This is a genomic window from Neisseria sp. P0008.S004 (assembly GCF_051962755.1).
GTDB classification, from domain to species: Bacteria; Pseudomonadota; Gammaproteobacteria; order Burkholderiales; family Neisseriaceae; genus Neisseria; species Neisseria subflava_A.
The window spans coordinates 77,750-90,486 of the sequence record NZ_JBQCUZ010000008.1; the positions used below are offsets into that span (position 1 = coordinate 77,750).

10 protein-coding genes are annotated in these 12,737 nt (G+C 49.1%); 6 read left to right on the top strand and 4 right to left on the bottom strand.

The window, feature by feature from the left end; translation table 11 throughout:
* Positions 1-115 precede the first annotated feature (115 nt).
* From ppsA to ACTHSW_RS09325, 3 genes are all read left to right on the top strand, one after another.
* Positions 116-2,500 (top strand): phosphoenolpyruvate synthase, encoded by a 2,385-nt coding sequence (ppsA, locus tag ACTHSW_RS09315; protein ID WP_070462017.1) that lies wholly within the window; start codon positions 116-118, stop codon positions 2,498-2,500.
* 270 nt (positions 2,501-2,770) lie between these two features.
* Entirely contained in the window at positions 2,771-3,475 is a 705-nt protein-coding gene (locus ACTHSW_RS09320; protein ID WP_070462015.1) for a peptidoglycan DD-metalloendopeptidase family protein, read from the top strand.
* Positions 3,476-3,645: 170 nt separating this feature from the next.
* Positions 3,646-4,128 carry a hypothetical protein gene (locus ACTHSW_RS09325; RefSeq protein ID WP_070462013.1) on the top strand — a complete coding sequence of 161 codons (483 nt, stop codon included), beginning with the start codon at positions 3,646-3,648 and terminating at the stop codon, positions 4,126-4,128.
* A 60-nt stretch (positions 4,129-4,188) separates the two neighbouring features.
* Here the strand turns inward: ACTHSW_RS09325 and ACTHSW_RS09330 are convergent, their stop codons facing one another.
* Together ACTHSW_RS09330 and ACTHSW_RS09335 are read right to left on the bottom strand one after the other, a co-directional pair.
* Positions 4,189-4,383 (bottom strand): YbdD/YjiX family protein, encoded by a 195-nt coding sequence (locus ACTHSW_RS09330; RefSeq protein ID WP_049343946.1) that lies wholly within the window; start codon positions 4,381-4,383, stop codon positions 4,189-4,191.
* The gene (locus ACTHSW_RS09335) at positions 4,373-6,454 is read right to left on the bottom strand and encodes a carbon starvation CstA family protein (protein WP_070462011.1); all 2,082 of its coding nucleotides are present in this window, start codon (positions 6,452-6,454) and stop codon (positions 4,373-4,375) included. Before ACTHSW_RS09335 ends, ACTHSW_RS09330 begins: the two co-directional genes overlap by 11 nt.
* Positions 6,455-6,784: 330 nt before the next feature.
* Here ACTHSW_RS09335 and ACTHSW_RS09340 point away from each other — a divergent pair, with 330 nt between their 5' ends.
* Entirely contained in the window at positions 6,785-7,528 is a 744-nt protein-coding gene (locus tag ACTHSW_RS09340) for a pseudouridine synthase (protein WP_070462009.1), read from the top strand.
* Positions 7,529-7,587: 59 nt separating this feature from the next.
* Here the strand turns inward: ACTHSW_RS09340 and alr are convergent, their stop codons facing one another.
* On the bottom strand, positions 7,588-8,646 hold the full coding sequence (gene alr / locus ACTHSW_RS09345) for an alanine racemase (protein WP_070462007.1): 1,059 nt from the start codon (positions 8,644-8,646) through the stop codon (positions 7,588-7,590).
* 216 nt (positions 8,647-8,862) lie between these two features.
* Between alr and ACTHSW_RS09350 the strand changes: the two genes are divergently transcribed.
* Together ACTHSW_RS09350 and ACTHSW_RS09355 are read left to right on the top strand one after the other, a co-directional pair.
* A complete protein-coding gene (locus tag ACTHSW_RS09350; protein WP_079453694.1) occupies positions 8,863-9,324 on the top strand; it encodes a winged helix-turn-helix transcriptional regulator in 462 nt (153 codons plus the stop codon).
* Between the two features lie 573 nt (positions 9,325-9,897).
* Positions 9,898-11,235: a GTPase/DUF3482 domain-containing protein gene (locus ACTHSW_RS09355; protein ID WP_440373885.1), complete on the top strand. Its 1,338-nt coding sequence runs from the start codon at positions 9,898-9,900 to the stop codon at positions 11,233-11,235.
* A gap of 74 nt (positions 11,236-11,309) precedes the next feature.
* Here ACTHSW_RS09355 and ACTHSW_RS09360 read toward each other — a convergent pair whose 3' ends face one another.
* A complete protein-coding gene (locus ACTHSW_RS09360; protein ID WP_107831885.1) occupies positions 11,310-12,716 on the bottom strand; it encodes an efflux transporter outer membrane subunit in 1,407 nt (468 codons plus the stop codon).
* Positions 12,717-12,737 lie beyond the last annotated feature (21 nt).

Genomic DNA, 12,737 nt, shown 5'->3' on the forward strand with positions numbered 1-12,737 from the left:
CGAATTTGTGATTTTTAAAAAGATAAAACACATGACAGCCATCAAACGAATGGCTACAATAAGCAGGCGGATTTGTTTCTTTTTTAACATTTTTTGGATTGGATTGGACACACAAATGGCCGAAAACTACGTTATTTGGTTTGAAAACCTGCGTATGACTGACGTTGAGCGAGTGGGCGGTAAAAATGCCTCTTTGGGCGAAATGATCAGCCAACTGACTGAAAAAGGCGTGCGCGTTCCCGGCGGTTTTGCAACCACAGCCGAAGCTTATCGTGCTTTCCTGGCTCACAATGGTCTGAGCGAGCGTATTTCCGAAGCCCTGAAACAACTGGATGTTGAAGACGTTGCCGAGTTGGCGCGCGTGGGTAAAGAAATCCGTCAATGGATTTTGGATACTCCGTTCCCTGACCAGCTGGATGCTGAAATCGAAACAGCTTGGAACAAAATGGTTGCTGATGCCGGCGGTGCGGACATTTCCGTTGCCGTACGTTCTTCCGCAACAGCAGAAGACTTGCCGGACGCTTCTTTCGCCGGCCAACAAGAAACCTTCCTGAATATCAATGGCTTGGATAACGTTAAAGAAGCCATGCACCATGTATTTGCTTCCCTGTACAACGACCGTGCCATTTCTTACCGTGTCCACAAAGGCTTCGAACACGACATCGTTGCCCTTTCCGCAGGCGTACAACGCATGGTGCGCTCTGACAGCGGTGCTTCCGGTGTGATGTTTACCATCGATACCGAATCTGGTTACGACCAAGTCGTTTTCGTTACCTCTTCTTACGGCCTGGGCGAAAACGTCGTACAAGGCGCGGTAAACCCTGACGAATTCTATGTATTCAAACCTACTTTGAAAGCAGGCAAACCGGCTATCCTGCGCAAAACCATGGGTTCGAAACAAATCAAAATGATCTTTACCGACAAAGCCGAAGCCGGTAAATCTGTAACCAACGTTGATGTACCTGCAGAAGACCGTCAACGCTTCTCCATTACCGACGCCGAAGTAACCGAGTTGGCTCATTACGCGCTGACCATCGAAAAACACTACGGCCGCCCAATGGACATCGAATGGGGCCGCGACGGCTTGGATGGCAAACTCTACATCCTGCAAGCGCGTCCTGAAACCGTGAAATCTCAAGAAGACGGCAGCCGCAATCTGCGCCGCTTCTCTATCAACGGCGAAAAAGTCGTCTTGTGCGAAGGCCGAGCCATCGGTCAAAAAGTTGGCCAAGGTAAAGTTCGCTTGGTGAAAGATGCTTCCGAGATGGATTCCGTTGAAGCAGGCGACGTACTCGTTACCGACATGACCGACCCGGATTGGGAACCGGTGATGAAACGTGCTTCTGCCATCGTGACCAACCGTGGCGGCCGTACCTGCCACGCAGCGATTATCGCGCGTGAATTGGGTATTCCGGCTGTTGTAGGTTGTGGCGATGCTACCGATCTGCTTTCAGACGGCCAAGAAGTTACCGTATCTTGTGCCGAAGGCGATACCGGCTTCATCTACTCCGGCCTGCTGGACGTACAAGTTACCGATGTTGCTTTGGACAACATGCCTAAAGCCCCTGTCAAAGTGATGATGAACGTTGGTAACCCTGAATTGGCATTCAGCTTCGCCAACCTGCCTAGCGAAGGTATCGGCTTGGCACGTATGGAATTTATTATCAACCGTCAAATCGGTATCCACCCTAAAGCCTTGTTGGAATTTGACAAACAAGACGACGAGTTGAAAGCTGAAATTACCCGCCGCATCGCCGGCTACGCTTCTCCTGTTGACTTCTATGTCGATAAAATCGCGGAAGGTGTGGCAACTTTGGCTGCTTCGGTTTATCCACGCAAAACCATCGTTCGTATGTCTGACTTCAAATCCAACGAGTACGCTAACTTGGTGGGTGGCAGCATCTACGAACCTCACGAAGAAAACCCAATGTTGGGCTTCCGTGGTGCAGCGCGTTATGTAGCCGATAACTTCAAAGACTGCTTCGCACTCGAGTGTAAAGCCTTGAAACGCGTTCGCGATGAAATGGGTTTGACCAACGTCGAAATCATGATTCCATTCGTTCGTACTTTGGGTGAAGCAGAAGCTGTTGTTAAAGCCCTGAAAGAAAACGGTTTGGAACGCGGCAAAAACGGTCTGCGCCTGATCATGATGTGCGAATTGCCAAGCAACGCGGTATTGGCAGAACAATTCCTGCAATACTTCGACGGCTTCTCCATCGGCTCTAACGACATGACCCAGCTGACCCTCGGCCTCGACCGTGACAGCGGCTTGGTATCCGACTCCTTTGACGAACGTAATCCTGCCGTTAAAGTGATGTTGCACTTGGCAATCTCTGCCTGCCGCAAACAAAATAAATACGTCGGCATTTGCGGTCAAGGTCCATCAGACCATCCGGACTTTGCCAAATGGCTGGTTGAAGAAGGTATCGAAAGCGTATCGCTCAACCCTGATACCGTTATTGAAACCTGGCTGTATCTGGCTAACGAATTGAACAAATAAGTTCGATAATACAAAAATCCCCTGCCCGTTTATCCCGGCAGGGGATTTTTATTGCCTTATTCAATGCCGTCTGAAAAAACTTTCACTTTCTTTTACCTTATCAAAAAAATCCTTTATCATCAAAATGATAAAAAAATATGCCGACATATTCACAAATTTTCAATGTTAATATACTGCCTTTATGCAGTTTATTCCATGCCTTTTGAGTGAACCTTTTTCAACTCTTCCTATCTATCATACACAGCATAACGATACATTTAGAAACAACCCATGAATACAAACTTTATTTCCACCTTTCAGACGGCCTTGAAACGTCTGGCACTCATCAGCACCATTGCCGTCTTAGCAGCCTGCGCCGGCAACAATACCTCTTCCAACCGCGCCGTACCCGACGGCTACTACAAAGTCCGCCCCGGCGATACCCTGACCCAAATCGCCAAACGCTACGGACAAAACGTCAATACACTGGTTGCATGGAACAATCTTCCCAACGCCTCACAAATCGAAGTCGGTCAAGTATTGCGCGTCCGCCGTCATGTCGCCCCACGCAGCACCGCAACACAGCAACGCCAAACTACTGCCGTTACTCCGATCAACCGATTGAACCTGCAATGGCCGACCGATAACGCCTCATCCTCCATTATCCAACGCTACAACGGCACAACCAGCAAAGGCATAGATATTGCAGGCACGCAAGGCCAACAAATCCGTTCTGCCGCAGCCGGTACCGTCATCTACGTTGGCGAAGAAGTCCGCGGCTACGGCAAGCTGATTTTAATCAGCCACAACGATTACACCATTACCGCCTATGCCCACAACGACACGCTTTTGGTACAAAAAGATCAAAAAGTCCAAGCAGGTCAAGTTATCGCCACCATGGGCAGCAGCGATACAGACAGCGTCAAGCTTCATTTTGAAGTTCGTCTAAACGGCAAAGCAGTCGATCCCCTGCCTTATTTGACCAGAACAAATTAATACCTTAATCAAAAGGCCGTCTGAATAGCAGTATTTCAGACGGCCTTTTGATTATCTTGCTATAACAGCTATTTCAACAAAATCTTTTCCTATTTAACTTATGTTGATTGAGTGTAAATGCCGTTATACAATAACAACTCTTTTTAACATTCCATTTCAGGTACCCTACTATGTCTCCTAACCGTATCCTTGCAACCGCATTCTTGTTTGCGTCTGCATTCGCCAGCGCGGATGTCCATATTGATGAAAGCATCCCTTACCGCGATGAAGAAGAAATCGATACCCGTATTGTTTCCGAGTGTTTAGAAGTGGGCGGCATCATGTCCAAATCTTTGCAAGAAACTGCAGCCAAAAGCGATGTAACGGTTGTCCGTGACGGTAAAAAACAAGGCACATACGCAGATATCGCCATTACTTCGGCCATGAGTGCAGGCAATGCCTTTATCAGTCACGCCAAAGGTATGGCTGTTTCAGCCACTTTGTATGTTGACGGTAAACAAGTTGGCAAAAAAACCTTTACCCGCAATTCTTCCGGCGGTATGTTTGGCGCTTATAAAAGCTCTTGTGCCGTCTTGAACCGTACTTCCAAAGTATTGGGTTCTGACATTGCCCAATGGGTTGTCCGCGAACAAAAAAACGCTCAAGATAAATAATTTATCGAACTAAAAAGGCCATCTGAAAGTATTTTCAGACGGCCTTTTTTCATGCCTTCATTAACAACAGCGTCCGCCGTTGCTACCGCAACGGCGTTTGCGGCAGTAGTCTTGGAATTGCAGCTCGGTCATGACCGGCGCATTGGGATTATGTTTGCGCTGGCGGGCAACGTAGTTTTCATAATCTGGGACACCGGCCATCAAGTTTGCTGTCAACTTGATGGTTTTCCACCAAGAGGCAAGCTTATGCTTCATTCTGAGCCTCCGGCTGTTTACCGTCGCGGTACACTGCTGGAATTTCTTTAGCAGTTGGCCAGCCGACTTTGCGGGCTTTCATGGCGGTACGGAAACCGTACACGGCGACAATCACGACAACTGCCAGGAACAAAGCGGTCAGACCGGCATTGATTTGGTCGTTGAAGATGATTTGTGACATTTCGCCAATGTCTTTAGCAGGAGCAAGGACTTCGCCTGAAGCCAAGGCATCGCGGTATTTGCCTGCGTGAGCCAAGAAGCTGATGCGCGGGTCGCTGTGGAACAGTTTTTGCAAACCGGCATAGCAGGTTACAAACAATACGCCGAAAGCAGGAACCAAAGTTACCCAAACATAGCGGTCGCGTTTCATTTTCACCAATACAACGGTACACATAATCAACGCTACGCCTGCAAGCATTTGGTTGGCGATACCGAACAACGGCCAGAGCGAGTTGATACCACCCAGAGGGTCGGTTACGCCGGTATAGAGGAAGTAACCCCACAATGCCACGGCAAAGAATGTTGCAACCAAGTTGGCAGGGATAGAGTCGGTATTACCGAATGGTTTGTAGAAGATACTGCCCAAGTCTTGAATCATGAAACGGGCAACGCGTGTACCTGCGTCAACCGCGGTCAAGATGAACAAGGCTTCAAACAGCAAGGCAAAGTGATACCAGAACGCCATCATGGCTTCGCCCGGAATCAGACGGCTCATGATGTGTGCCATACCGACTGCAAGGGTTGGTGCGCCACCTGCACGGGACAGAATGGTGTTTTCGCCCACTTCTCTAGCAGTGTGCAACAAGGTTGCGGCATCAACAGGGAAGTTCAGTTTAGTGGTAATGACTTCGGCAGCTGTGTTGGCATCTGTACCAATCAGCGCGGCCGGGCTGTTCATCGCGAAGTACACGCCTGGATCAAGCGAAGCGGCAGCAGCCAGAGCCATAATGGCCACAAAGCTTTCCATAATCATGCCACCGTAACCGATCATGCGGACGTGGGTTTCGTTTTCCACCATTTTTGGCGTAGTACCTGAAGAAATCAACGCATGGAAGCCTGAAACCGCACCACAAGCAATGGTAATGAATAAGAATGGGAACAATGCACCAGAGAATACTGGGCCTGAACCGTCAATAAAGTGGGTAACTGCAGGCATTTGCAGAGTCGGGTTAACAATAACGATACCCAAAGCCAAAGCTGCAATCGTACCGATTTTCAGGAAGGTAGACAGATAGTCGCGCGGAGTCAGCAAGAGCCAAACCGGCAATACGGAAGCCACGAAACCGTAAATCATAATCGCCCAAGTCAGCTGAATGCCATCAAGGTCGAACCAATGGCCGAAGGAGCTGTGGGCAACATCTTCACCGTAAATCACAGCCAACATCAGCAAAATAAAGCCGACGATGGAAATCTCGCCAATTTTGCCCGGACGGATGTAACGGGTGTAGATACCCATAAACAGGGCAATCGGCATAGTCGCTGCGATGGTGAACGTACCCCAAGGGCTGTGAACCAATGCTTTCACAACGATCAGCGCCAACACCGCCATAATGATGACCATAATCATCAAAATACCGATGGATGCAATCACGCCGGGAACAGTACCGAGTTCTTGTTTCACGATATCGCCCAAAGACTTACCGTCACGGCGCATAGAAACAAACAGTACCATCATATCCTGTACGGCACCGGCAAATACCACGCCGAAGATAATCCACAAAGTACCGGGCAGATAACCCATTTGCGCTGCCAATACAGGACCAACCAAAGGACCTGCGCCGGCAATAGCGGCAAAGTGGTGGCCGAACAGTACGCCTTTATGTGTGGGAACATAGTCCAAGCCGTCATTGTGGCGTTCTGCCGGAGTCAGACGGTTAGGATCAAGCTGCATCACACGGTTGGCAATGTAAAGACTGTAAAAACGGTAGGCAATGCAGTATACCGAAATGGCGGCCGTAACCATCCAAATCGCACTGACACGCTCGCCGCGACTGAGGGCCAAAGTGGTAAAGGAGGCCAGGCCGACCAAAACCACAATGCCCCAAATCAAAAATGATTTGAGCGATTTCATTGATTTATCCTTAAAACGTGATGCACCAAGGCTTGCTTTAGCGACAAACTGCCTTAATGCGCTTCAGAAAGACCAGTCATTATAGTCTTCATGATTTCATGAGTGAAATGTCATTTCAACCCCAATTCGACTGAAAACAAAATGATTAGTTCGTCCGTAAGGTTAACACAAACAGACAATATACCCTTCATTTTTTACTTCAAAACCAAATATTCCTTAACATATAGCAAACGAAAGGCCGTCTGAAAACCCAAATATTCAGTTTTCAGACGGCCTGACAAACAGTCAATGCTATAATCCGACATTCCCATTTCTCTATATTGCCATACCATGCAAAACAACGATTCCGAAACCATGCGCCTCTCCAAACGCATGGCGCAATTAGGCTTATGCTCGCGCCGCGAGGCAGACAGCTACATCGAGCAAGGCTGGGTCAAAGTAAACGGCCAAACCGCCGTACTCGGTCAAAAAGTCACCGAGCGCGACCGCATCGACCTCAACAAACAAGCCCATGAAAAACAAGCAGCGCGTGTAACCATCCTTCTGAATAAACCCGTCGGCTACGTCAGCGCGCAGGCAGAAAAAGGCTATAAATCTGCCGCAGAACTCATTACCGCCGACAACCATTGGGAAGGCGACGACAGCCGTATCCCTTTCAGCGAAAAGCACAAATTCGGCTTAGCCCCTGCCGGCCGCTTGGACATTGACTCTGTCGGATTGTTGGTACTCACTCAGGACGGCCGCATTGCCAAACAACTGATTGGCGAAAACAGCAGCAGCGAAAAAGAATACCTCGTCCGCGTCCGCGGCAAACTGGACGACAAAGGCCTCGCCCTGCTCAACCACGGCTTGAGTTTGGACGGAGAAAAATTGCGTCCCGCCAAAGTCGAATGGCAAAACGAAGACCAGTTGCGCTTTATTTTGCGACAAGGCAAAAAACGACAAATCCGCCGCATGTGCGAACTTGTCGGCCTGCGCGTCATCGGTTTGAAACGCATCCGCATGGGCAAAGTCAAACTTGGCCGACTGCCGCCGGGCAAATGGCGTTATTTACGCGCTGACGAATCGTTTTAATTGCAGATAACAAAAAGGCCATCTGAAAACACATTTCAGACGGCCTGATCTTTTACTGCTTACTCGATATAAGTAAACTTCGCACGTTTAATATTGCAAAGGATTTCGTACGGAATCATACCGGCAACTTCGGAAACTTCATTGATATTAATCACATCGCCCCAAAGCTCGACTTCCGCACCCAAGCCCTCTTTCGAGGCTTCCAGTTCAACCGTAATCATATCCATAGATACCCTGCCGATAATACGGCTACGCTTACCATCCACGGCCACAGGGGAATTAGTAGAAGCGCGACGCGGATAACCGTCGGCATAACCGCAGGCAATCAAACCGACACGGGTAGATTTGCTGGTGTAGAACGTTGCGCCGTAGCCAATCGGAGAATGCGGCTGCAACACGCGCTCGCCGAAAACACGGGAAGTCAGGCGCATAACCGGTTTCAAATGATCATCCACGCCACCGAAAGGCGAAATACCATATAAAGCCAGACCGGCACGTCCCCAATCGCGGCGCGCTTCAGGCACGTTCAAAATCGCGGCGGAATTGGCCAAACTCTCTTCGCCTTCCAAACCTTCACACGCCAAATCAAACGCTTCAAGCTGCATTTCGGTCATGCCGTTTTCCGGTTCGTCCGCGCAGGAAAAATGGCTGAATTTCACAATATTTTCAACCGATTCGGATTGTTTCAATGCAGTATAGGCAGCGGCATAATTGTGTGGAAAGAAACCGGCACGGTGCATACCAGAGTCCATTTTCAGCCATACAGTTGTCGGATGTTGCCACTCATGATGCACAAATGCCTCCAGTTGCCATTGGCTGCCGATTGCCGGCCACAAATCATAACGGTCAACATCCGCATACTCCGCAGCATCAAATACGCCTTCCAACAAAACAATCGGGTTTTTAATGCCGTTTTGACGCAGTTCCACGCCTTCATCTACCGTTGCTACCGCAAAGCCGTCGGCAATATCCGCCAACGCGTGTGCACATCTGACCGCGCCATGACCGTAAGCATCGGCCTTAATCACAGCCAACAATTTATTGCCATGCAACTCTTTGAGAAAACGATAATTTTGACGTAAATTATCCAAACGGATTTGCGCATTGAGCGGACGCATAATGTATTCCTCTTATCGGCATTCCGTTTCAGACGGCCTGCCCCATTACTTTGAAGCAAATATTATAGGTCAAAAACTACACAGGATTCCATGAAATCCACAAGAATAATCTATTCATAATTTAGACCTCATGCGCACCTTTAGGCATTTATGCTTCTTCTCAGCCTGTTTTAAGGTTATGATTCAATCCAAATGAAAACGACAGACATCAAGGCCATGAAAGAACTCGACAAAACCGACTTAAAAATTCTCAAGCTCCTACAACAAAACGCACGTATCCCCATGACCGAATTGGCTGAAAAAGTCGGCCTCTCCACCACGCCGGTAACCGAACGCGTCCGCCGTTTGGAACGCGACAACCTTATCACCGGCTATCACGCCCATCTGAATCCTCATGCTTTAGGCCAAAGCCTATTGGTCTTTGTCGAGCTGAAACTACGTTCCAAATCCGGCAATATTTTTGAAGACTTCAAACGCGAAGTACTGAAGATTCCGCAAATTCTGGAATGCCACTTAGTCTCCGGCGAATACGACTACCTTATCAAAGTCCGCCTGCCCAATATGTCTGCCTATCGCGATATGCTCGGCAATATCCTGCTGCAACTGCCGGCTGCGTCCGAAAGCCGCAGCTATGTTGTCATGGAAGAAGTCAAAGAAGAAGTAGTATTAGACATCTAATTCTATTCAACACACAAATGCCGTCTGAAATATTACAACATTCAGACGGCCTTTATTTTAAATAGGCAAAAAAAAATGCACACATCCGACAGAATGTGTGCCAAGTCTACAAAGGAGAAATAGAGGAGAAACTATTAACTGACTACTCGAACCAGCTAACGAAACGAATTATGCAACAAGAGACTCAACCGCGCAAGTATTTTTCTTGTAAAGTTTCTTAATTATTCGATTTACAGATTTTAAATGTAATCATATTTCAATATAGATAAAAAAATGCGCATACCGTTTTGATATGCGCCAAGTCTACAAAGGAGAAATAGAGGAGAAAAATCAAGCTGCATCAAGCAACTCAACGGCGCGAATTATCCTAGCCTTCTACCCTCCTGTCAACTGTTTTCCTATCTATTTTCAAGTATTTTGCTAAAAAACAACAAAGTCGCTATTCCCCTCTTTTTCTTGCTATTTTCGCCCATATATAAAAAATTTAGGGCCGTCTGAAACATATATTGCCACTAAAGATAAACGGCTCCATACTCACACATTCATAGTCCATATCAACCCGACCCAAAGACCATGACCACCCCACTTTCCCTTGCCGTCGTCGGCCATACCAATACAGGCAAAACCTCGCTCTTACGTACGCTTTTGCGCGACAGTACCTTCGGCGAAGTGAAAAACGCGCCATCCACCACGCGCCATGTCGAAGAAGCCCTCATAAACGACGGTGACGACAGCTTGGTTTACCTCTACGACACCCCTGGCCTTGAAGATGCCGGCGGCGTATTGGACTGGCTGGAAACCCACACATCCGCACGCGATGACGGTATCGAACGCATCCAGCAATTCCTCAGCAGTCATGAGGCGCATCACGAGTTCAACCAAGAGGCCAAAGTGCTGCGCCAAGTCATGCAAAGCGATATGGCCATGTACGTCATCGACGCGCGGGAACCCGTCCTCGACAAATACAAAGACGAGCTGACCATTTTATCTTGGTGCGCCAAGCCCATCATGCCCGTGTTCAACTTCACCCAAAATCAAGACCTGAGCGCTTGGACCAATATGCTCGCCCGCAGAAACCTGCATGTTTACGCCGGTTTCGATACCGTTGCCTTCGACTTTGAAGGCGAAATCCGATTGTGGGACAACCTTGCCACCATGTTACCTAAGCGCGACATCCTCGACCGCCTCATCAATATGCGCCGTCGCGAGTGGCAACGGCTGGATACGGAAGCGCGTCGTGAAATTGCCGATTTTCTGCTGGATGCCGCCGCATTTACCCAAGAAATTGCCGAAAACGACGACCCTGCCCCGACTTTGGAAGTCATGCAATCGGAAATCCGCCAACTTGAGCGGCAAATGCAACAACGCCTGTTCACACTTTACCGCTTCTATCACGACGAAGTCGGCAGTGACAGCACATGGATGCCCAAAGCCTTCAAACAAGATCCGTTTGACAGCGAATTGCTCAAACATTACGGCATCCGTACCGGTACCGGCGCAACCGCAGGTGCACTCATCGGCTTAGGCTTGGATATTGCCACGCTTGGCGGCTCGCTTGGTTTGGGCACAGCCATCGGTGGACTGTTGGGCGGCATTTTGCCCAATGCCCAAGACATCACCGACAAAATCAACGGCCGGCAAACCCTGCATACTGATCCGGAAACCCTTACCCTGCTCGCCGCACGCGCACTGGATTTATTGCACGTCTTGCAAACGCGCGGCCACGCGGCTCAATCACATATCGAGCTAAAAGAACGCAAAGCGCCATGGAATACGGCCAAATTGCCAAGCGAACTCAACAAAGCACGCAGCAACCGCAAATGGTCTTCGCTCAATACACACCAGCCCGAAGCCAGCCGTAACGAACGCGCAGCCTATGTCGCCACTTTAAGCGAGAAATTAAAAGCTTAGAATTGCCGCATAACAAAAAGGCCGTCTGAAACCCAAATGTTTCAGACGGCCTTTTAAGCTTAGCAGGCAAATATTTATTCAGAAGCTTTGGTTTCGCGTTTCAAACCGCCGCCAAGTGCTTTATACAAGTCGGCAAGGTTTTCCAAACGGGTCAGCTGATTAGCCAAAAGAGCAGTTTCTGCGCCGTAACTGCTGCGCTCGGCATCCAGCAAATCCAATGCACTGGATACGCCATGTTTGTAGCGCAGGCTGATGAGGCGCAGGCTGTCGTTGTAGGCACGGCTTTGTTTGCTCAAAGCGGCATAGCTTTTATCCAGCTGTTCGCGTGCAACCAACGCATTGGAAACGTCTTTGAATGCGGATTGAACAGCGGCTTCATAAGCAACGATTTGTGCCTGTTGGCGCAGTTTGGCTACGTCAAGATTGGCTTTGTTTGTGCCCCAATCAAAGATAGGCAGAGTGATGGATGGTGCAAAAGCCCAAATACCCGTGCCGCTCTTAAACAGGCCGCTCAACTCGCCGGAAGCGGTACCGACAGAACCGGTCAGGCTGATGCGCGGGAAAAACGCCGCACGTGCCGCACCGATATTGGCATTGGCTTGTTTGAGCGCGTGTTCGGCCGCACGGATATCCGGACGGTTGAGCAACAGGTCCGAACTCAAACCGGCAGGCAGTTTGGTCATTTTGAACTGTTTGTTCAAAGGCAAACCGGCAGGCAAGTCTTCAGGCAAAGGTTGATTAATCAACATAGCCAAGGAATTTCGCGCTTGCTCGCGGTTTTTTACCGCAGATGCGTAATCGGCTTTGGCCGATTCAATCAGCGCTTCCTGTTGGTGCAAATCAACGGCGGAAATCACGCCGGCCTTATGGCGTAATTGCGAGAGCTTGTAAGTCGCTTCACGGGTTTGTAATACGCGTTGTGCCAATGCCATGGTTTCTTCCGCGTAGCGTTCGTTAAAGTAGGCTTTGGCAACGGTAGAAATCAGGGTCAGATGGGCGGCATCGCGGTTTGCGGCCACATTAAAATAACCTTGCAACGCGGCTTCGCTGGTACTGCGGACACGGCCGAAGAGGTCAAGCTCATAAGAGGCTGCGCCCAAACCCACGCTGTATTGGCTGCTAACGCTGCCGCCACTCAAACTGCCTTGACGCGAACCTGTACCGCTGGCATTGACGGTTGGCAACAAATTATTACGCGCAATCATGTATTGCTTGCGGTAGATTTCCGCATTCAGCGCGGCTGTACGCAAATCGGTATTGCGTTCCAATGCGATGTCGATCAGGCGGTGAAGGCGAGGATCGGCAAAGTAATCTTGCCAACCCAATTCGGCTGCACGGATACCGTCGTCAACAGTGTCGTATTTAAACGTATCGGCCACGGCAACTTGAGGCTGCTCATATTTCGGCATCATGGTACAGGCCGACAAAGCCACGGCGGCGGCAACGGCGGTCAGTACAGGTTTGAATGTAATCTTCTTCATTTTAGAATCCTTTAGCATTTT